Here is a 21205-nt window from a genome sequence, read left to right on the forward strand (position 1 = left end):
AGATCAGTAATGCCATCTCCTCTATTAAAAGAAGGAATACAGCACAGTGTATCCCTTGCAATTATATTATTAGTGAAGGCGGTTTTTATTTTGGAAATCTTTCAGCTTTTTCGGAGTTACATCGTTCCCTTTCGGGTCAACGATTGTAACGCCTTTCAGCGTGTTTAACATGCCAGAGCGGAAAGTCTCCAAATACTCTTTGCGTAAAGACGTTTGTTCTTTCGCTTCTGCTTCTGTTAGTCCGGATTCCTTGGCCTTCTTTGCCAGTTCATTAATTCGGGCAAGTTTTTGTTTAGGCAGCATTATTAAAACTCCTTTATATCAAAAGTTTACCTTTGAATAATTCTGATGGAAGTTTTTATTATACAGCAGCTTCAGATATGGAACAATACTGAAACTCATGCCATCATACTAAAATTGAGCACTTTTGACAAGAAAAGTGCTCTACTCAGCAAGTGAATCAATATGTTCTTTATACCTTCTATGGACAGTTGCTTTGGAAATATTATAGCCAAACCCCCTAAGCGTAGCAGCAATTTCAGCAAACGTTAATTCGTTTTTTCTCAGACGGACAATTTCCTCGATCGGTACCTCAATTCTCTCCCTGCCGCCATTTGCTCCCTGATTACTTAGGTTTTTCTCGGGCCTGTATCCTTTATCAACAGCCCGCTGCATGCCGCGTCTGATTTTGATGTTATGCAGCTTTCTTTGATATTCCTCAACCATCCCTACGATGCTCAGCACCATCGAATCTGATTCCGAAAGCTCCAGCTTGCCGTTATTAGAGATGCTGTATAACTGGACCTCTTCTTTGAAGATGCAATGGAGAATCGCAATCTTGGCATTCCCCCTCCCCAGCCTGGTTTCATCCTGGATGAGGACAACCTTAATATCCTTTCTTTTAATTAAGTCTAAAAGCTCCAATATACCGTCTCTTTCAAGATCATAACCGCTGGCTTGTTCGCGGATGATTCTGACTACTTCAAAGTCATGCTTTCCAGCCAGATTCACCAGCTCTTCTTCCTGCCTTGAAAGGGACGTTTCCTGAGTATCCTTTGTTGTACTAACTCTGCAGTAAATAATTGCTTTCATAACTTCTCCTTATTCTTTAAGGTTTGAACTGGCAAGCTCTTTATATGGCTGATTATTCAGTGCTTTTACTGGAATGACAATTTCATCCCCCGGAAAAATCCTTCCTGCCGCTATCCCATTATTTCGTTCTACCCAATTAATAAATTGATCTGTAGACAGAGAATGCTCAGAAGAAAAATTTTCAGCAATCTTCCATAAAGAATCACCTTCTGCAACAGTGACTTTCACAAACTTTTCCGTATCAGGTGTTTCTATCTGCACGAGCATTATTAATGATGCTGCCAGGCTTAAAACGAAGAGAATAATAGCATAAGAATATGATTTCCACAATTTGTTCAGCATGATATACCACCTCAAAAAGAATATATGTTCGTATTTGTTACTTTTTATTATAGACCGAACATTTGTTTTGTGTCAATAAAAATTCGAACTTATGTTTGTATCATATGGTAATTGATGCTATAATTGAGACAACAAAAACACATACGAGGTGCGTAAAGATGGTGAAATTATCAAAAAGGCAGCAAGATATATTAGAGTTTATAAAAGAAGAAGTTAAATTGAGAGGATATCCTCCTTCTGTTAGGGAAATCGGGGAAGCAGTCGGCCTGGCCTCAAGCTCGACCGTTCACGGTCATCTCGCCAGGCTTGAAAGCAAAGGGCTGATCCGCAGAGACCCTACTAAACCACGCGCTATTGAAATTTTAGATTTGGACGAGGCTTCAAACATTCCCAAGGTTAGTGCAGTCAATGTCCCGATCGTCGGTAAAGTAACTGCAGGGCAGCCGATAACGGCAATTGAGAATGTAGAAGACTATTTCCCTCTTCCAGAAAGAATGGCACCTGCTGATGAGCATGTATTCATGCTTGAAATTATGGGTGAAAGTATGATTGAAGCCGGAATCCTGGATGGCGACTATGTCATTGTCAAACAGCAGAGCACCGCCAATAATGGAGACATCGTGGTAGCAATGACAGAGGAAGATGAAGCAACTGTCAAGAGATTCTTTAAAGAGAAAGACTATATCCGTCTTCAGCCGGAAAATTCTACAATGGAACCTATCATACTTCGAAATGTTTCCATCCTCGGCAAAGTTATAGGTGTATACCGCCATATGCATTAATAGAATGATAAAAAGCAGGCAGTCATTGCCTGCTTTTTATTTTCCCCAATTTTAAGAAGATTATCAGTTCCTATTACCTGATGCTATTAGTGAAATCATACGAAAGTAACTGACACTTTTTCTTTTGACATAAAGTTACAGTTAAGTAAGACTAATTTAACGTTCAGAAAATTCGGTATTTTTATGCATGTTATTTTATAGCCCCTTTCTATATAATGGTAATACACCGAGAATCAACCTAAGGTCGCTTGTCCAAAATCTCGACTTTAGGAGTGTGAAGAAAAAATGTTTTTGAACATTACCTTCGCTTTGTTGATTGGTGGGCTGGTTGGTGTCGTTGGACATATTCGGAAAGAAGGCAAAATGGTCAAACCCAGAAGAACAAAAAAGTTCATCTATCTGGGGGTCTTTGAAGAAGTAATCATGGGGGCTTTAGCGGCTGTTTTTTTGGTCGTATCTTCAGATCCTGATTCTGCCTTAAAGGTAGTTCTCCTGGCGGTAATTGCAGGATTTGGAGGAGATGCACTGCTGACATGTCTCGATTTCTTAAAGATAAGACATAAAGAATAGAGACATGCAGGGAAATACAAATTAGTTAAAACCTCGTTCATCTTTAAACGGGGTTTTTGTATTTTAAATGATAAAAAACCCCCGGCTCGAACGGCCAGGGGTTGCTATTTTCTTAGTACATGCTCAAGTACTGCTCGCGCTCCCATGGATGCACTTGCGTACGGAACATATCCCACTCAATTTCCTTCGCTTCAATGAAGTGTTCAAAGATATGTTCGCCAAGAGCGGACACGATGACTTCATCTTTCTTAAGCTCATCAAGTGCAGCAGCCAATGTAGCCGGAAGATCCTTAATGCCTTCTTCTTCACGTTCCTGCTTGTTCATTACATAGATGTTGCGGTCTACTGGTGCCGGAGGAGTCAATTTGTTCTTGATTCCGTCAAGGCCAGCTTTTAGAAGTACAGCCATTGCAAGGTATGGGTTTGCAGCAGGGTCTACACTTCTTACTTCAACACGTGTACTTACACCACGGGAAGCCGGAATACGGATAAGCGGTGAACGGTTTTGAGCTGACCAAGCAACATAACAAGGTGCTTCATAACCAGGCACCAAACGCTTATAAGAGTTAACAATTGGATTTGTTACTGCAGTAAATGCTGTCGCATGGTTGATGATGCCTGCGATAAAGTGACGTGCATCTTCACTTAATTGAAGATCACCAGTTTCGTTGAAGAATGCATTTTTGCCATCCTTGAATAAGGAAACGTTACAGTGCATACCTGATCCGTTAACACCGAACAGCGGTTTTGGCATGAATGTCGCGTGCAGGCCGTGCTTGCGGGCAATTGTTTTAACAACAAGCTTGAATGTCTGAATTTGGTCGCAAGCTGTAAGAGCATCAGCATATTTGAAGTCAATTTCGTGCTGTCCAGGTGCAACCTCATGGTGAGAAGCTTCAATTTCAAAGCCCATTTCTTCAAGCTCAAGCACGATATCGCGGCGGCAGTTTTCACCAAGGTCAGTTGGCGCAAGGTCAAAGTATCCGCCATTGTCGTTCAGTTCAAGAGTCGGCTCTCCAGCCTGGTCAAGCTTGAATAAGAAGAATTCCGGCTCAGGTCCTAAGTTGAAATCAGAGTATCCTAACTCTTCCATTTCTTGTAAGATTCGTCTTAAGTTGCTGCGGGGATCACCGAGGAATGGAGTTCCATCCGGATTGTAGATATCACAGATAAGGCGTGCAACTTTCCCTTTTTCAGCTGTCCAAGGGAATACCACCCAGGTATCAAGGTCAGGATAAAGGTTCATATCTGATTCTTCAATACGTACAAAGCCTTCAATTGAAGATCCATCAAACATCATTTTGTTATCAAGGGCTTTTTCAAGCTGGCTGATCGGAATTTCAACGTTCTTGATAGTTCCAAGAATATCCGTAAACTGTAAACGGACGAATTTTACATTTTCCTCTTCTGCAATTCGCTTAATATCTTCTTTAGTAAACTTTGCCACTGGTAGTTCCTCCCTTAAATTTACATGAGTGATTTATTTTTTGCTCTGTTAATGTGCGCTCAGAAATCCAAGACAATATCAACGAGCTTAAAAACGGCTTTTTTTAATGAAAAAAGCGATGCATGTTGCCCTGACGCAATGATGAACGATTAAATCGGCCCGCCTGCACTATTTCCTTGCGAAGGAGTTTCCGGATTTCTTCATCTGATAGATCGCGTCTCGCTTTTTCTGCTTGCTTATTCATGTTTTCAGTTATCGCTTGCTGTTCTTTTACGAAAAATAGTTGCTTGATCCCAGCCATGTTCACGCCTTGATCAATCAAATCTTTAATTTCCAGAAGGACATCGATGTCGTTTAAGGAAAAAAGCCTTCTATTTCCGTCAGTTCTAGCTGGAGAAATTAATTGGTGCTCTTCATAATAGCGAATCTGCCTGGCGGTCAGGTCAGTCAGCTGCATGACAGTACCAATTGGGAAAAGCGGCATGGAACGTCGAATTTCGCTTCCAGTCAACTATTTCTCCCCCTTTTCAATTACTTCTTGAGTTTATTATATGTAATGTCAGATTATCTGTCAACTATATGTTAGCTTTTATAACATGATTTTTTCAAAAAATTTTTGCCTTTCATATTTTTATATAATTCTCAGTAAAGAAACAGAAAAGGACAACTAACTATGTAGCTGTCCTTCTTAATATTCACCTAATTTATTTGGACTAAACCTTTTTCCAGCAATTGGTTCAGCGCGATGCATACAGCCATTTTCACATGGGAATAAGTAACTCCGCCTTGAACATAAGCAACATATGGAGGCCTGATGGGGCCATCAGCCGTCAGTTCAATGCTTGCCCCCTGAATAAAAGTACCCGCTGCCATGATAACATCGTCTTCATATCCTGGCATATAAGCAGGATAGGCAGTTACATGGGAATTAACAGGAGATGCAAATTGAATCGCCTGGCAAAAAGCCACCATTTTTTCTTTATCATCAAATTGAACAGATTGGATTAAATCGGTTCTTTTACTGTCCCACTTTGGATTGGAGTTCATTCCAAGCCGTTCAAGCAGTGCTGCTGTAAAAACAGCCCCTTTCAAAGCCTGACCGACAACATGGGGAGCCAGGAAAAAGCCCTGATACATATCCTGAAGGCTGTAAAGGGATGCACCCGCTTCTGCACCAATTCCCGGTGAAGTCATTCGGTAGGAACAGGCTTCCACCCATTCTTTTTTCCCGACAATATAACCGCCAGTCTTGGCAATCCCCCCTCCAGGGTTCTTGATTAGCGACCCGGCCATCAAGTCTGCCCCAACATGGCAAGGCTCTCGGTCTTCAACAAACTCTCCATAGCAATTATCAACAAAAACAATCGCATCCGGCTTAATTTCTTTTACGAACTGAATCATTTCTTCTATTTGTTCGATTGTGAATGATGGTCTTGTTGCGTATCCCTTAGAACGCTGTATGCCAATCATTTTCGTATTCGGTTTAATTGCTTTTTCAACTGCAGGATAATCAATGCTTCCATCTTTATTCAGCGGGATGCTATTGTATCCAATCCCGAACTCTTTCAGCGAACCGTTTCCAGTTCCCCGGATTCCAACAATTTCTTCCAGTGTGTCATAAGGTTTTCCGGTGATGTACAGCAAATCATCACCCGGCCGCAATACGCCAAAGAGTGCAATGGAAATGGCATGCGTGCCTGATATAATCTGAGAGCGGACCAATCCTGCTTCCCCGCCGAAAACCTCAGCATATATTTCCTCCAATGTATCCCTGCCGATATCATCGTATCCATATCCGGTTGAAGGAATGAAATGCGAATCGCTGACTTTGAAATTTTGAAAGCTCTTTAATACACGGTATTGATTCTCATCAATCCGCTCATCAATACTCTTTAATACCTCTGAAATTTTCTGCTCCACTTCTTTTACAATCGGCTGGAGCTTTTCTCCTTTTGATAACTGTTGAAACATGATGTTCTCCTAACTATACGGTATATTTCATTAAATGCCCTGAAATCTGATGGTCTTCGAGGTAATAGCCCTTGCAAACATAGAGCTCTTTATCTTCATTGAAAGTCAATTCCCTCAGGACGGTTTCGTTCTTGAGCTGTGACAGCAGTTTTCCCTCTGTCGAAGGCACCTCCACATGATAATGCTTCATCATTCCCAGGATCATCTGCTCGACTTTCCGTTTCAGCTCATTGCGGTCATCTTCTTTAAAGGCACTGATCTGAATCGTTTCTGTTCTAGCGGTCGGGACAAAATCAGGATGCCTTAAATCTCTTTTATTATATACCGTCAGCTGCGGTATTTTATCATTTTCCAAATCTTCTATCAGTTTATTGACTGTCTGCTCATGCTGGTAATAATCGGGATTGGACATATCGACCACATGAAGAAGAAGATCTGCTTCATTAACTTCTTCCAGAGTGGAACGGAAGGCTGCAATAAGAGTAGTCGGCAAATCCTGAATAAATCCGACTGTATCTGTCACAAGTGTGATAAATCCGCTTGGCAAAATCAGCTTGCGGGTCATCGGATCAAGTGTGGCAAACAGCTGGTTCTCTTCATAGGAATCCGCTTCGGACAGCCTGTTAAAAATCGTGGATTTCCCTGCATTTGTGTAGCCGACAAGCGCAATTTGAAATGCTTTGTTTTTCTTCCTGCGTTCACGGTATCTGTCACGGTGCTGCACAATGACGGAAAGCTGGGTCTTAATATCATCAATGCGGCGGCGGATATGGCGGCGGTCTGATTCAAGCTTGGTCTCACCTGGTCCCCTTGTGCCGATTCCCGCTCCAAGCCTTGAAAGCTGGACACCCTGTCCTGACAGGCGAGGCAGCAGATACTGCAGCTGTGCCAATTCGACCTGTAGCTTCCCTTCTTTAGAACGCGCTCTCTGCGCAAAAATATCCAAAATCAGCTGTGTGCGGTCAATGATCCTGGCATCCAAATCTGCAGATAAGTTGCGGACCTGGCTAGATGAGAGCTCATCGTTAAAAATGATAATATCTGCTTCCATTTCTTCCTGAAGTGCAGCCAGTTCCTCTACTTTCCCTTTTCCAATATATGTAGACGGATGGACACGTTCCCTTTTTTGAGTAATCGAAGCTAAAACTTTTCCGTTTGCAGTTTCAGTCAGCGATTCCAATTCTTCCATTGAATATTCAAACCGCTGGTCATCATCATCAGTATGACAGCCCACAAGAATGACTTTTTCATAATCTGGCTTATGCTCCAACCAGCATCCCTCTTTCATATGCTTATTTTAATTGATAACATCATAACAAAAAACAATTTCAAATACTAATTTTTACCGCTAAACACAGGCTTTTGCACCGTCCATTTGAAATGACAAAAAAAATGGTTGTATTTCTATTTTTCCGTGTTAAAATCATATTGTTTGGAAAGAATTTACGTTTTTAATTAACTAACTTAAATAGATATATAGATTTGCATCAAGAGGAGAAATGGCATATGACATGGGAAGTTTTAAGTATGATCGGCACTGTTGCTTTCGCTGTAAGCGGTGCAATTGTAGCCATGGAAGAAGAATATGATATTTTAGGTGTATATATCCTTGGGATTGTTACTGCTTTTGGCGGCGGGGCGATCCGAAACCTGCTAATCGGTGTTCCTGTCTCTGCCCTTTGGGAACAGGGGTTATTTTTTCAGATTGCCCTTTTATCCATCACAGCAGTAATGCTATTCCCGAACAACCTGCTCAAACACTGGCAAAAATGGGGCAATTTCACTGACGCAATCGGATTATCCGCCTTTGCCATCCAAGGAGCACTGTACGCAACTGAAATGAACCATCCTTTAAGCGCCGTAATTGTGGCTGCTGTATTGACTGGAAGCGGCGGGGGTATCATCCGTGACCTTCTAGCAAGAAGAAAACCGCTTGTATTACGCTCTGAAATCTATGCGGTCTGGGCTATCCTTTGCGGTTTTGGAGTGGGACTCGGAATCGCCTCAGCCCCCTTTGAACTTTACACTTTGTTTATCATTATTACCGCTTTGCGGGTTTTATCTTACACATATAATTGGAAGCTTCCGGTAAAGAGGCTTGGGACAAAAGCATCGGCTTAAGCTGGTGCTTTTATTTTTCGAACTATATTAAAAAGACCTGCTCAATCCATGAGCAGGCCACATCTATATTATTGCTTCACATTCGCCATAATTGTATTTGGATCAAAGCCAATGACCCATTTGCCATTCACATTGATCTGCGGAACTCCCATTTGTCCGGTTGTTGCAACCAATTTTTGTGCCTCTCTCTGATCATTCTGCACATTAACCTCTATATACTCCAGCCCTTTCTCATCCAGAAAATTCTTGACCATTGTACAGTAAGGGCAAGTATTCGTTGTATAAACCGTAATAGTGTTCATTTTATATTCCTCCTTCAATAAAAAAACAATGTTTTTTGACACTGTCATGTTTATTACAATATCCCCTTAATCAGCTTCTTCAAACACCAAATCATTGCTCCTGATGGTCATCAGATCATGTTTGTCATAGCTGTTTTGCATTAACAGGCGCATGGCCTGAGTCCGGATTGATTTTTCTATAATATTTCGGATGTAGCGCCCGTTCGAAAAGCTGTTTGGGCTGAGATTATTTTTTACATAGTGTAAGTGTTCCCTTAGTTTTCTTTCCGATTCGTGACTTAAAGTATACTCCCTTTCTTTTAGCATCCTCTGCCCAATTTCCATCAGCTGCTCTATCGAGTAATCAGGGAAGTCAACAACAAGGGGAAAACGGGAATGAAGACCCGGATTCAGCGTTAGGAAATGATTCATTTCTCTAGAATAGCCTGCCAGAATCAGGATAAATTCATGCTGCCGGTCTTCCATATGCTTGACGAGGGTGTCAATGGCTTCCTTGCCAAAGTCTTTTTCTCCGCCTCTTCCTAATGAGTACGCTTCGTCAATGAAAAGAATCCCGCCTATCGCTTTTTTGACCAGATCCCTTGTCTTTTGGGCGGTATGGCCGATGTATTCACCGACAAGGTCGGCCCGCTCTGCTTCAATCAGATGTCCTTTTGACAGCACATTCATTTTTTGAAAAAGCTTGCCTATTAATCGGGCAACCGTTGTTTTACCTGTGCCGGGATTGCCTTTGAACATCATATGCAATGCTTGCTTTCCAGCTTTGAGACCGGCTTCCTCGCGCTTTTTATTCACATAAATCCACGCATAGATCTCCTTGATCATTTTCTTCATCTCTTCCATTCCCACAAGAGCGCCAAGTTCTTCTTCAATTTCTTTTAGAGCTGTATGCTCAGGCGGAATGGCTTTTGGAGCCGCTTGGGATTCGGGAAGCTCTTTTGTGTATGTTTTTCGCTTTTGTGAATTGAGCACGATGCTGATCTGTCCGTTATTCTTCAGGCGAATCGGCTGGTCCAAAAGCTATCACCTCACATTCTTAGCACAGTATACGCATAGAAGTAATCGTTGTGACAAAAGCCTATATGCATCCGTGAGATTACTGTTATTTAGGCTAAAATACGACATGTTCCCGTCCATTTCAGCAATCAATGATGCAGGAGTGTCGGTTCATGCGGTTTCCCGAGAAATAAGGTGAAATTTCCATAAAAGCTATGGCTTTACTCCGTTTCTGCATGGCACAGAGTAATTAAGCCGTTCATCATGGACAAGGGAAACGAGCCCGCAATCAGCTTGCCCTCATAGAAACAATTACATTCCCATACCTATATGTATTCAGATAGCGTCCGTTTCATTAAATATTTTTGCCTTTCTTATCGCACTGACATAAGAAAATAGCCCGCTTCATTCAAAGCGGGCTGTTCTTCCTGACTATGTTATATTCTATTGCTGGTTTTCTAAATCCAACTGAACATTGCGCTGGGGAACGAATGTTGAAATCGCATGCTTGTAAACAAGCTGCTGCTTTCCTTCTGATTCAAATAGTACAGTAAAATTATCAAAGCCTTTAATACAGCCTCTAATTTGGAATCCATTTAATAAGAACACGGTACAATTCGTATTATCCTTGCGTAGCTGGTTAAGAACCTGATCCTGAATATTGATTGCTGATTTCATTTTAATCCTCCTCTTTTATCTCTAACATTATGTATTCGATTTTATTTTCAGCTTTCCTTCAATATGAGCAGAAATTTCAGCGAATTTTTTTTCAAACTCATGAGGGTCGGCTGTATCGGACATATCAAACCATTCCACATTCATCTTGTTTCGAAACCAAGTTAGCTGCCTTTTTGCATATCTTCTTGAATTTTGCTTCAGATTTTCTACGGCATCCTCCAGAGAAACACTTCCTTTAAAGTATTCATACAGCTCTTTATACCCGATGGCCTGTATGGACTGGCAATCCTTTAATCCCTGATCATACAAGGATCTCACCTCTTCAAGCAAACCTTCCTTCATCATGATCTCAACCCGGTGATTGATGCGTTCATATAAGGATTCCCGATCCAAAGTTAATCCAATCAGTGCCATATCATAAAGAAGTTCCGGGTTTTGTTTTTCCTGATACTGGGACATCGTATTACCTGTGCAATGGTAAATTTCCAGTGCCCTGATCACTCTTCTAACGTTATTAGGGTGAATTTTTTCGGCGCTTTCAGGATCTACATCCAAAAGCTCCTCATAAAGAACAGCGTTCCCTTCTCTTTCGGCGCGCTCCTCTAATGTTCTTCTGAATTCCTCATCTGAAGGCGCATCGGAAAATTGGTAATCATAAATAACAGATTGAATATACAACCCCGTCCCACCAACAATCATTGGAAGTTTGCCTCTAGAACTGATCTCTGTGATCTTACTTCGGACAAGTCCCTGAAATTCAGCTGCCGAAAATGGATCTTCAGGATTTTTGATATCAATTAAATGATGCGGAATCCCTTCCATTTCTTCTTCTTTAATTTTTGCCGTGCCGATATCCATGCTTTTATATATTTGCATAGAATCTCCGCTGATGATTTCGGCATTAAATCTTTTTGCCAGATGAATGCTTAATTTTGTTTTTCCAACAGCTGTAGGGCCAATCAGTACTGCAAGCTTTTCTTTTTCACTCATTTGTTCACTGCCTTTACTGCCATTTAATTATTATCCTAACATATAGCAGGAAAATTTTTCAGGTATCATCTTACCATTCTTTTCATAAAAACAGAACATTTATGCATTATGAACAAGTATCACGTTTCCTATTCGACAAGTTTCCTAAAATTTTCTTATAAAATTACATTTTATTAACGATTCCATAACAAACAAAGGCTAACCCCCAAAATCGTGTTAATTTATTAGAAGGTTATATTGTTACAATATAAATTTGAAATTGGGTGAAGAAATCATGTTAAATACATCTGAAATTGGAATAGACTTAGGAACTGCAAATATCCTTGTATACAGCAAAACAAAAGGCATTATCCTTAATGAACCTTCTGTAGTAGCAATTGATACAGAAACGAAAAAAGTGTTAGCTGTCGGTAAAGAAGCAAAAGAGATGATCGGGAAAACACCGGGCCGCATCGTTGCCATCCGGCCTCTTAAAGACGGGGTTATTGCCGACTATGACACAACAACTGAAATGCTTCGCCAGGTTATGCGAAAAGCATCGAAAAAAGTTGGATTTGCCATCAGAAAGCCAAATGTCGTTGTATGTACGCCATCTGGTTCGACAAGTGTTGAAAGAAGAGCCATTCATGATGCTGTCCGCAATGCGGGAGCTAAGAAGGTACATCTGATTGAAGAGCCTGTAGCAGCAGCAATTGGTTCAGGCATGCCTGTTGATGAGCCTGTCGCGAACGTAGTAGTTGATATTGGCGGCGGTTCAACGGAAGTAGCCATTATCTCTTTTGGCGGAGTTGTAGCCTGCAATTCAATCCGCATTGGCGGAGACAGACTTGACGATGATATCATTCAATATGTACGGAAAGAATACAACGTCCTGATTGGAGAAAGAACAGCCGAACATATTAAAATGGAAATCGGCTACGCGCTGATTGACCATGAAGAACTGACAATGGAAGTGCGTGGCCGCGACCTTGTTACCGGCCTGCCGAAGACTATTACATTGTCTTCCTATGAAATCCGCGATGCAATCAAAGAATCATTGCTTCATATTCTTGAAGCAATCCGCGCAACCTTAGAGGACAGCCCGGCCGAACTTAGCGGAGACATCGTAGACCGCGGTGTGATTCTTTCCGGCGGCGGTGCCCTTTTAAACGGCATGCAGGAATGGCTTTCACAGGAAATTGTAGTCCCTGTACACCTTGCACCAAGCCCGCTTGAATCTGTAGCGGTTGGAACAGGAAAAGCCCTGCAATTTATTGATAAGCTGCATACGGCAGTGAGATAAGCTATAAGAAAAGCATCCATTCCTCGAAATGGATGCTTGTTTGTTTTGTATATTGACCTTTTGAGCGAAAAAAGAAAAAATCATGGGCCAAACACCATTTAGTTTACATAATATTATTATCGTCTATAAATAAAAAAACGCCGAACCACTCTGGTTCAGCGTCGTTCTCTTCTACATTACCCTCTTAAACATTTTCTCCATCTCATAAGTGGAGTAATGTATGATGATCGGCCGTCCATGCGGGCATGTGAACGGATCGGAGGACCTCCGCAGTTCATCAAGCAGCGCCTGGATTTCATCATTGCGCAGATGGTGGTTCGCTTTAATGGAAGCTTTACAGCTCATCATGATGGCAGCTTCCTCACGCAGTTTTTTTATATCGACTCTCTTCATGGCTAAGAGCTGTTCAATCATATCCTCAATAATTTCCTGTTCTTCACCTTTTGGCAGCCATTGCGGGTGGGAACGGACAATAAAGCTGTTATGTCCGAACGGCTCAAGGAATACCCCCACTTTTTCAAGTTCGCCTTTGTATTCATCGATTTTGATATAATCATCCGTTGAGTATTCAAATGTCAGCGGTATGAGCATTTCCTGCAATTCGCTTTCAACCTGGCCGACCTTCTCCCTGAAATACTCGTACTTAATCCGCTCCTGTGCGGCGTGCTGATCAATGATATAAAGGCCACGGTCATTCTGGGCAAAAATATACGTCCCATGCATTTGCCCGATCGGATAAAGCGGGGGAACCCGTGATGGCATCCCATCTGTGACAGTCTCATCGAAAAAATGTTCCTGTCCTGCAGCTCTCGGCTCTTCGGGCTGGAATATGTGCTGATCCCCTTGCGGCAATTCTTCTGATGAATGGCTAAAATCCTTGAAAGGAATATCCTGCACTTCAGATGATTCTGCTGCTGTCGGTTCAGCTGGAGGACTTTGCAGGCTTTTCAGAACTCCCCCACTCGGGTACTCCCGGACAGCTTCCTCCCTTGTTTCACGAATATAGGAAGGCACATGCCCCCGATGTTCAGGCAAATGATCCAGTTCAAGAGCAGTCTGTTCTGATTTAGGCTGCATGCTCTTTGGCTGTGTAAATCCTGAAGGAATCAGTTCCTCTTTTTTAAATGCTGCCTTCAAAGCACCTGATACAAGCTCATTCAATTCATGCTCCTTGCTTAAGCGTACCTCCATTTTCGACGGATGGACGTTTACATCGACAAGGAGCGGGTCCATTTCAATGTTCAGGAGTACAATCGGGTAGCGTCCGATTGGCAGCAGAGTATGATACCCATCCTGAATGGCTTTGGCCAATGAGTAATTCTTGATGAAACGGCCGTTGATCATGGTGGAAATGTAGTTTCTTGACGCCCTTGTAATCTCCGGCAGTGCTGCATAGCCGCTGATTTTAAAATCAAGTGATCTGGCTTCAATCTGAACCATCTTTTTCACAATATTAATCCCATAAATAGCTGCAAGCACCTGCCGGACATCCCCGTTTCCATTCGTCTGCAGAAGCTTACGCTCATTGTGGATCAGGCGGATGGCGACCTCCGGATGGGCAAGTGCCAGCCTGTTAACCACATCTGTAATATTGCCAAGCTCTGTGTGGATTGTTTTCATATATTTGAGCCGTGCCGGTGTGTTGAAAAATAAATCCGTTACAGTAAGGTCAGTCCCTTTTCTGCCGGGTGCCTTTTCCATCACGTCCACTTTTCCGCCTTCGATGACAACGCGCGTGCCCGCTTCGCCTGTTGAAGTTTTCATCTCAATTCTGGAAACCGACGCAATACTCGGCAAGGCCTCGCCACGGAACCCGAGCGTGCGGATGCGGAAAAGGTCATTTTCGTCCTTTATTTTACTGGTAGCATGGCGATGAAAGGCATTCAGGACGTCATCTTCCTCAATGCCTTCCCCATTATCGATGATGCGGATTTTAGCCAGGCCGGCTTCTTCCACTTCAATTTCAATAATCGTGCTTCCGGCATCAATCGAGTTCTCCATTAATTCCTTTACCACTGATGCAGGCCTCTCCACCACCTCGCCGGCAGCAATCTTATTTGAAAGCGAATCATCCAGCTGAATGATTTTCCCCATCTCGTCACCCCCTGTTTATTAATTCTTCAATTTCTTATGGAGCTCATATAAAGTATTTAATGCCTGCATTGGCGTCATATCCAGGATATCCAGCGCTCTGACTTTATCAATGATCTTCTTTTCTTTAGAGCTTATTGAAGCTTTCTTCACGCCTTCAGGTTCCTCGAAAAAGGATAATTGCGCAGCAGGCTCTGCAATCTTTTCTGCAGCAGGAATCTCTTTTTTCACTGGATGAGAGTCGTTCGATTCCAGCCCTGTTAAAATTTCATTTGCCCTGACAATCAGTTCATTCGGCAGCTCTGCAAGCTGGGCAACATGGATTCCGTAACTCTTATCTGCTGCTCCTTCTTTAATTTTATGAAGGAACACAACCCGTCCATTTTGCTCGACTGCGCTGACATGGATGTTTTTCACCTTCTGCAGTTCTTCTTCAAGCACAGTCAATTCATGATAGTGCGTGGAAAATAAAGTCTTCGCACCAATCCGGTTGTGAATATACTCAATGATTGCCTGCGCCAATGCCATTCCATCATAAGTGGATGTTCCGCGCCCGATTTCATCAAATAAAATTAAGCTATTTTGCGTGGCATTCACAATCGCATTTCTCGCCTCAAGCATTTCTACCATGAACGTACTCTGGCCGGAAATAAGGTCATCAGCGGCGCCGATTCTCGTAAATACCTGGTCAAAAATAGGGAGCACTGCTTCAGCAGCAGGCACATAGCATCCTATTTGCGCTAAAATCGCTGTCAGTGCGATTTGACGCATATACGTACTTTTACCGGACATATTTGGCCCTGTAATCAGCAGCATTTCCCTGTCTGCATCCATATAACAGTCATTAGGCACATATTCCTGTGCGTTCAGCACCTTTTCAACGACTGGATGGCGGCCGTCTTTGATATAAACCCGTCTTTCATTTGAAAAACTTGGCTTTGTATAATGTCTCTGTTCGCTGACAGCGGCGAAGCACTGAAGAACATCCAGCTCACTAACTGTTTTCGCCAGCTTTTGCAATCTCGGAATATATTCTTTTACATATTCGCGGACATTCGTAAATAGTTCATACTCGAGCTCCACACACTTTTCCTGCGCTTCCAGTATGAGTGCCTCTTTTTCCTTCAATTCAGGCGTAATAAATCGTTCGGCATTAGTGAGGGTCTGCTTGCGCTCATATTGCCCTTCCTGAAGAAGATGCAGATTGGCGCGGGTAACTTCGATATAATAGCCAAACACACGATTAAAACCGATTTTTAAAGATTTAATGCCCGTCTTTTCACGTTCCTGCTTCTCAAGCTGGGCAATCCATTTCTTCCCATTGCGGCTGGCATCGCGGTATTTATCAAGCTCTTCATGATAGCCGTCCTGAATAATGTTTCCATCCTTCAAAGACAGCGGCGGATTTTCCATAATCGCGCTTTCCAAAGTATCCGTGACTTCTTCACAGGCATCCAGGCGCTCAGCAAGCCTCAGTGCTTCCTCATTCGGCAGATTTGAAACCATTTCTTTTAAAATAGGTATCTGCTGAAGAGATTTCTTGAGCTGCACAAGGTCGCGGGCGTTGACATTTCCAAAAGCGACTCTTCCTGCAAGTCGTTCCAGATCATAGACTTCCTTCAGCTTTTCCCGGATTTCTTCCCGTTCAAAGAAAGAGCCTATCAGCGTTTCAACCAAAGAATGCCGCCGCTTGATTTCCTGTTCATCTATTAGCGGCCTGTCAATCCATTGCTTTAATAAACGTCCTCCCATGGCTGTCTTTGTTTCATCAAGAAGCCACAATAGCGAGCCCTTCTTGCCTTTGCTGCGGATGGTCTCTGTCAGCTCCAAATTCTTTTTCGAGAAATAATCGATTTTCATGTATTGATTTACTTGATAAGTCGCCACTTTTTGCAGGTGATCCAAACTTCTCTTCTGCGTACGGTACAGGTAATTAATTAATCTGGAAGATGTTCTCCTTAGCTTGTCCTGATTTAAATCATCCAGAAGTCCTTCAAAGGAGTCCCGGACTCCGCAATCATCCTCGAAAGAAATCGCCATGACGGAGCGTTCTTTCATTCTCCTCTGCGATTCCCCATCAAAGTCGGAAGAGATGACTACTTCCTTTGCTCCTGACATGGACAGCTCGTTCAAAACTTCCTCAAACCCATTGCTTAACATCGTTACCTTCATCTCACCTGTGGATAAATCATTGGTGGCAAATCCAAAGGTTTCATCTTCAAAAGCAGAAATCGATGCAATGTAGTTGTTTTCTTTTTCCTGAAGACCTTTGCCTTCCATCATTGTTCCAGGCGTGATAAGCTGGACGACTTCCCGCTTCACAACGCCTTTTGCATGTTTTGGGTCTTCGGTTTGCTCGCAGATTGCGACTTTGTATCCTTTTTCAATCAATTGTTCAATATAAACCGGTGCTGAATGATATGGCACTCCGCACATGGGAATCCGTTCCTCCGTACCTCCCTCGCGGCTCGTTAACGTGATTTCAAGCTCCTGTGATGCTTTAAGTGCATCATCAAAAAACATTTCGTAAAAGTCGCCAAGGCGAAAAAATAAAAAGGCATCCTGATATTCTGCCTTTACCCGTAAATATTGCTGTATCATAGGCGTGTATGCTGCTGCCATAACTTCCTCCAACGATCCATAATCTATTATTTTTTATTTTTTTTTTAGAGGATTCCTCTAAAAACATCTTTTTCATTATATCATAGATTATTAGGTCACTCAGATGTGCAATATTTGTCTTGGCTAGTTTTTAATAGGTTTTGATGCATAAAAACAAAACCCGTTGATTTCCGCTCCAGGCACGCAGCGAACCCGCGGGGAGGAACGGGAGCCTCCTCGGCTTCGCCTGTGTGGTCTCCCGCTCCCTCTCCTCCCGCAGGAATCAAGTGCCATCCGCTCCAATCCACTCAGAGGCTAAACATTTTTTGCGTTTATTGACCATCAAAAACAGTCTTGCCACAATAAAACAGCAGCTCCCCATTGGAGAGCTGCCAGGATCTTAGTTATTAATGTATTTTTCAAACACATAGCCAAAGTCTTTCACATTGTATTTCTTGCGGCTGTTCATCAGCCAGTTGAAGGCTGTTTCATTTAATACGCGGAAATTGTCCACTACGTTGGCATCCTGATTGGAGACTGAACGTCCAAGCGTGCTTGATGCCAAATTCAGGCTTTTTTCGGCATATTCCATGGAAACTTCATTCTCCCGGCAGATCTCGGAAATGCGGATCAGGGCTTTATATAAATCTTTCAATTCTTCGATATGTTTTTTATGTACGTCGATCGAGAAGGCCTGAGATCCGATCACGAATTTGATTTCCACATCCAAATCAACTGTACCGGCTGTTTCGAGCATAACATTTGAGATGGTGTATTCGCGGTAGCTGTATCGCTTTAGAGTGCGTTTTTTGCTGACTGCACTAGTACCATCCAGATGAATAAGCGCCTTATTCGTAAAGCAATATTCATCAGATTTGGACTTGATCAGGAAATAGATTTTCTCATTATCTTCGTGCAGGACATAATCATCCGCATCGACTTTGTCATAATCAGCCGGGTGAATGACGCTTCCCACATCACTTAATCCCAGCACATCAGAAGCAACCTTTTTAAACATTAACCCTCAACCTTTCTGAATTCAGTTTACTACCTTGCTATTTTAACATATATAGGAAAACGATAGCTTCTTCATTTTAAAATTTACGTTGGAAAAGCTCCCGCAAACCGGAAGCTTTAGATCCCTGGTGTATTCATTAAGACAATCGGCCATCCATCAGGATCTTCTATTGTTATTCCGCCTCTGCCCCAATATGGATTTTCCGGTTCTGTTTCCATATACCCAAAAGCAGCAAGCCTTTCGGCAATTTTGTCCCGCTCCAAACGATCTGCTACATAAAAGACTAATAAATGCTCCTTTGTCGGCTGAGGATGCTCCATTTTTTCTTTGGATTGAGTAAATTCAAGATGGTATTGGCTATCGGGAAGGCCGATCATGATTCCATCATAACCTTCATGATTCCAAAACTCCCCGACTCTCTTCAGCCCCAGTCCTTTTTCGTAAAAGGCAATAAGTTTGTCAAGATTATTTGTCGGACGTGCAATTCGAAATTGCACAGCCGGAATGCTCCCTTCCCATTCCTTTCTCACAATCACTTCGTATGGATAATCGGGATGTTTAAACCTGGCATCCATTTGTCCTGATGCAAATATTTTAACAGGAGAAATAACGGCAGCCCTTTCAGTCGGATACCAATTCCGCCCCTCCTTAACCAGGACAAAAACCCCCTTTCTATCCCCATAAAAGGCAAACGTCTCACTGGAATCCATTTGTTCATTTTTCAGGTACTGATCTAATACCTTCTCCATATCAGCAACATCATTAACAGGCAAACCAATCTCTCCGACATCATGCCATTGGACCCGCTTCTTTTTTATTCCCTCTAAGGGACGCTCCAGCATCTCCAGAATATTTCCGTCCGGATCAATAAAATATGCCTGCTTGCCTTTCCAAAACATGCTGTATTCGCCTTTCTGATTTGGAAGCAGCACACTTTCAGACCCTAATTTCTTATACATATGATCAAAGTATTCGGCATTTGTCCGGAAACACACATGATAAAAAGGAATCGTATCACTTTTTTCAAAAAGAACTTTTGTTGTGCCTGCCATGATCGAAAAATAACTCTCAGTTTCAGTCAGCAGCTCCATCTCCAGCACATTTGTATAAAATTCTTTCATCCTCTGCATATCATGGCACTTTAAATTCACTTGAAATATTTTCATCCTCGCCTCTCCCCTTTGCATCTTATAACTCCATTCTAAGGAAATTCTCTTCAAAAGGATTCAGACTAAAGATGGAAGGTGGTTTCGTTATTTCGCTTGATTTTGGCTGACAATATGAAAATATAAAAAGAAAAACTAGGAAGCAAAACCTCCTAGTTTGACATTACTCTTCTTCAGTTCCCACCAGAAAATCCGGGTTTAAATCCTCGAATTCTTCATCTTCCACATCAAGTCCCCAAGCGTCATCATCACATTCGCACTTGTCTGGGTAGACAGCTACACAAACTTTTGTTTCGCCGATCACCTCAACCATGAACTCTCTTTCCACTGTGACGATGATTTTGTTGCCATTTGGAGAAATGACAGCTTCGCAGCAGCTCGGCTGCTGCAGAACACGGGCGATGACATCATGGTCATCCAAACAGTCCGGATCACGGTACTTCAATTTAATGACATCTTTATACTCAACCCGTTCGGTAACAACTTCAGTTTTTGTATTATTGTTAAAAGAGTACCAAACGTTAATGTCATAATGGCCGCAGATTTCCACTGTTTTTCCAGCTTTTTTCGCCTCGTACGTATGGTTTATGATCCAGCAGCCAAGTATGCTTGACGGATGGTGTGACGGGCAGATCGTATGATTGGACTGTGTGAATTTACGTCCTTTCGCAACGACCGCTTTCGTTATAATCTCTCTGTAATCTCCCATTGCGAGCGAACCCTCCTCATTCATTTTCAATTCATCCTATGCGGGATATTAGACTAGTGTGCGATAATTTTTATGAATGTTAGGCAAAAGTATTGGCATGATTTATAGTATGCCGGAAGCGGGCGAATGTTCCGGTCTGAACAAATCCGGCAAGAGAATTAAATATGTAAAATGCCTGCCTTAAGTAAATGAATTTACTTCACAATAGGTAAGTAATTGAAAAATGCACGTTTGTCCTATTACACCAGCGGAGACAGCTTGGCTAATGAATCAATATAATAAACTATCGATAAGGAGGTGAACAGGAATGGCAGACAAGGAGAACTCCAGCTATAAAGTTTCAATCAATGGAAAAGAGCTGACAGGGGAAGAAGCAAAACAATATGCAGAACAAATGGTTGCCAAAATTACTGAATCATTGGGCGGAATTTATACAAAAGGATTAGAAAAAATTCAGTCTGAAGAGTTAAAAGGAAATATAATGGAATCTCTTAAGCCATTGAAAAACTTGGATGGCCTTTTCGCTAAAAATTCCTCCGGGATCGGGAATATGATTCCAGCATTAAAAAATCTGCTGCCTGTTGTGGAAACATCCGAGGATTACAAACAGGTGAAACTATCTGTAAACGGTAAAAAACTTTTGGATTTAGATCTTACCGACATGATGAAGAAAGATTCATAATCTGGACATCAGCCACTTCAATCAATTGAAGGAGGTGAAAACCATGCTATCAAGATGCTACGACGATTACGAAAATGACAATAGCGTATTGCCAAGCGGAGGAGCAGTAAATGGAGCAGACAGCGGCAACGAAGCTGAAGCTTTTACTTTCGCTGCACAAGCCAACCTTCCGCAAACAAACCTGAACGGGCAAATACCGATTTCAGGAGGCGGATTTGCTGTCAATGCTGCACTGATCAACATTCCGATTCTTTCAGCTCAATATAATATTGCAAATGGAGGAGACTCCACAGCCATTTCTGTAAACACTACAACTCAGCAGCAAAGCAATAAAGCGTAATATAAATAAAGCCATTTTTCTATGC

Annotated in this window: 22 protein-coding genes and 1 pseudogene; 6 read left to right on the plus strand and 17 right to left on the minus strand. The window is 42.2% G+C overall.

The window, feature by feature from the left end; translation table 11 throughout:
* Nucleotides 1-69: 69 nt before the first annotated feature.
* The 3 genes from PBF_RS14775 to yneA all read right to left on the minus strand — a co-directional run bounded on the left by PBF_RS14775 (nucleotide 70) and on the right by yneA (nucleotide 1434).
* Nucleotides 70-303, minus strand: coding sequence for a DUF896 domain-containing protein (locus PBF_RS14775; RefSeq protein WP_035330672.1), 234 nt, complete (start codon nucleotides 301-303; stop codon nucleotides 70-72).
* A gap of 141 nt (nucleotides 304-444) precedes the next feature.
* Entirely contained in the window at nucleotides 445-1092 is a 648-nt protein-coding gene (locus PBF_RS14780) for a YneB family resolvase-like protein (RefSeq protein ID WP_035330674.1), read from the minus strand.
* 9 nt (nucleotides 1093-1101) lie between these two features.
* Nucleotides 1102-1434: a cell division suppressor protein YneA gene (gene yneA, locus PBF_RS14785; protein ID WP_035330676.1), complete on the minus strand. Its 333-nt coding sequence runs from the start codon at nucleotides 1432-1434 to the stop codon at nucleotides 1102-1104.
* 158 nt (nucleotides 1435-1592) lie between these two features.
* On the opposite strand from yneA, the gene lexA reads away from it, so the two are divergent.
* Together lexA and PBF_RS14795 are read left to right on the plus strand one after the other, a co-directional pair.
* A complete protein-coding gene (lexA, locus tag PBF_RS14790) occupies nucleotides 1593-2216 on the plus strand; it encodes a transcriptional repressor LexA (RefSeq protein ID WP_035330678.1) in 624 nt (207 codons plus the stop codon).
* 285 nt (nucleotides 2217-2501) lie between these two features.
* Complete coding sequence (locus PBF_RS14795) at nucleotides 2502-2786, plus strand: DUF4257 domain-containing protein (protein WP_009330566.1); 285 nt, start codon at nucleotides 2502-2504, stop codon at nucleotides 2784-2786.
* A gap of 112 nt (nucleotides 2787-2898) precedes the next feature.
* On the opposite strand, the gene glnA is transcribed toward PBF_RS14795, so the two are convergent.
* From glnA to hflX, 4 genes are all read right to left on the minus strand, one after another.
* A complete protein-coding gene (glnA, locus tag PBF_RS14800) occupies nucleotides 2899-4233 on the minus strand; it encodes a type I glutamate--ammonia ligase (protein WP_035330680.1) in 1335 nt (444 codons plus the stop codon).
* 103 nt (nucleotides 4234-4336) lie between these two features.
* A complete protein-coding gene (locus tag PBF_RS14805) occupies nucleotides 4337-4744 on the minus strand; it encodes a MerR family transcriptional regulator (RefSeq protein ID WP_035330681.1) in 408 nt (135 codons plus the stop codon).
* 188 nt (nucleotides 4745-4932) lie between these two features.
* Nucleotides 4933-6204: an aminotransferase class I/II-fold pyridoxal phosphate-dependent enzyme gene (locus PBF_RS14810; RefSeq protein WP_035330683.1), complete on the minus strand. Its 1272-nt coding sequence runs from the start codon at nucleotides 6202-6204 to the stop codon at nucleotides 4933-4935.
* Between the two features lie 13 nt (nucleotides 6205-6217).
* The gene (hflX, locus tag PBF_RS14815) at nucleotides 6218-7474 is read right to left on the minus strand and encodes a GTPase HflX (RefSeq protein ID WP_035330685.1); all 1257 of its coding nucleotides are present in this window, start codon (nucleotides 7472-7474) and stop codon (nucleotides 6218-6220) included.
* Nucleotides 7475-7710: 236 nt separating this feature from the next.
* On the opposite strand from hflX, the gene PBF_RS14820 reads away from it, so the two are divergent.
* On the plus strand, nucleotides 7711-8325 hold the full coding sequence (locus PBF_RS14820; protein ID WP_035330687.1) for a trimeric intracellular cation channel family protein: 615 nt from the start codon (nucleotides 7711-7713) through the stop codon (nucleotides 8323-8325).
* Between the two features lie 68 nt (nucleotides 8326-8393).
* Here PBF_RS14820 and PBF_RS14825 read toward each other — a convergent pair whose 3' ends face one another.
* From PBF_RS14825 to miaA, 4 genes are all read right to left on the minus strand, one after another.
* Nucleotides 8394-8627 carry a glutaredoxin family protein gene (locus tag PBF_RS14825; protein ID WP_035330745.1) on the minus strand — a complete coding sequence of 78 codons (234 nt, stop codon included), beginning with the start codon at nucleotides 8625-8627 and terminating at the stop codon, nucleotides 8394-8396.
* Between the two features lie 66 nt (nucleotides 8628-8693).
* Nucleotides 8694-9644, minus strand: a complete 951-nt coding sequence (gene spoVK, locus PBF_RS14830) for a stage V sporulation protein K (protein WP_035330689.1) — start codon at nucleotides 9642-9644, stop codon at nucleotides 8694-8696.
* A 423-nt stretch (nucleotides 9645-10067) separates the two neighbouring features.
* Entirely contained in the window at nucleotides 10068-10301 is a 234-nt protein-coding gene (gene hfq / locus PBF_RS14835; protein ID WP_035330690.1) for an RNA chaperone Hfq, read from the minus strand.
* A 27-nt stretch (nucleotides 10302-10328) separates the two neighbouring features.
* Nucleotides 10329-11291 (minus strand): tRNA (adenosine(37)-N6)-dimethylallyltransferase MiaA, encoded by a 963-nt coding sequence (miaA, locus tag PBF_RS14840; protein ID WP_035330692.1) that lies wholly within the window; start codon nucleotides 11289-11291, stop codon nucleotides 10329-10331.
* Nucleotides 11292-11565: 274 nt separating this feature from the next.
* On the opposite strand from miaA, the gene mreBH reads away from it, so the two are divergent.
* Nucleotides 11566-12573: a rod-share determining protein MreBH gene (gene mreBH, locus PBF_RS14845; protein WP_035330694.1), complete on the plus strand. Its 1008-nt coding sequence runs from the start codon at nucleotides 11566-11568 to the stop codon at nucleotides 12571-12573.
* A gap of 171 nt (nucleotides 12574-12744) precedes the next feature.
* On the opposite strand, the gene mutL is transcribed toward mreBH, so the two are convergent.
* The 6 genes and pseudogenes from mutL to PBF_RS14870 all read right to left on the minus strand — a co-directional run bounded on the left by mutL (nucleotide 12745) and on the right by PBF_RS14870 (nucleotide 20158).
* Entirely contained in the window at nucleotides 12745-14667 is a 1923-nt protein-coding gene (mutL, locus tag PBF_RS14850; protein ID WP_035330695.1) for a DNA mismatch repair endonuclease MutL, read from the minus strand.
* 18 nt (nucleotides 14668-14685) lie between these two features.
* Nucleotides 14686-17286, minus strand: a complete 2601-nt coding sequence (mutS, locus tag PBF_RS14855; RefSeq protein ID WP_035330697.1) for a DNA mismatch repair protein MutS — start codon at nucleotides 17284-17286, stop codon at nucleotides 14686-14688.
* Nucleotides 17287-17665: 379 nt separating this feature from the next.
* A complete protein-coding gene (locus tag PBF_RS14860; RefSeq protein WP_035330699.1) occupies nucleotides 17666-18283 on the minus strand; it encodes a PH domain-containing protein in 618 nt (205 codons plus the stop codon).
* A 116-nt stretch (nucleotides 18284-18399) separates the two neighbouring features.
* Nucleotides 18400-18858, minus strand: coding sequence for a VOC family protein (locus PBF_RS26805; protein ID WP_430515285.1), 459 nt, complete (start codon nucleotides 18856-18858; stop codon nucleotides 18400-18402).
* 279 nt (nucleotides 18859-19137) lie between these two features.
* Nucleotides 19138-19470 (minus strand): annotated as a pseudogene (locus PBF_RS26810) (VOC family protein); the annotation flags it as partial.
* Between the two features lie 142 nt (nucleotides 19471-19612).
* Nucleotides 19613-20158 (minus strand): outer spore coat protein CotE, encoded by a 546-nt coding sequence (locus tag PBF_RS14870; protein WP_035330703.1) that lies wholly within the window; start codon nucleotides 20156-20158, stop codon nucleotides 19613-19615.
* A 307-nt stretch (nucleotides 20159-20465) separates the two neighbouring features.
* Between PBF_RS14870 and PBF_RS14875 the strand changes: the two genes are divergently transcribed.
* Together PBF_RS14875 and PBF_RS14880 are read left to right on the plus strand one after the other, a co-directional pair.
* Nucleotides 20466-20840 carry a hypothetical protein gene (locus PBF_RS14875; RefSeq protein ID WP_035330705.1) on the plus strand — a complete coding sequence of 125 codons (375 nt, stop codon included), beginning with the start codon at nucleotides 20466-20468 and terminating at the stop codon, nucleotides 20838-20840.
* A 43-nt stretch (nucleotides 20841-20883) separates the two neighbouring features.
* Nucleotides 20884-21180: a hypothetical protein gene (locus PBF_RS14880; protein ID WP_035330707.1), complete on the plus strand. Its 297-nt coding sequence runs from the start codon at nucleotides 20884-20886 to the stop codon at nucleotides 21178-21180.
* Nucleotides 21181-21205: the final 25 nt, after the last annotated feature.

Origin of the sequence: Cytobacillus firmus DS1, from assembly GCF_000565285.1 — a bacterium.
GTDB classification, from domain to species: Bacteria; Bacillota; Bacilli; order Bacillales; family Cytobacillaceae; genus Cytobacillus; species Cytobacillus firmus_A.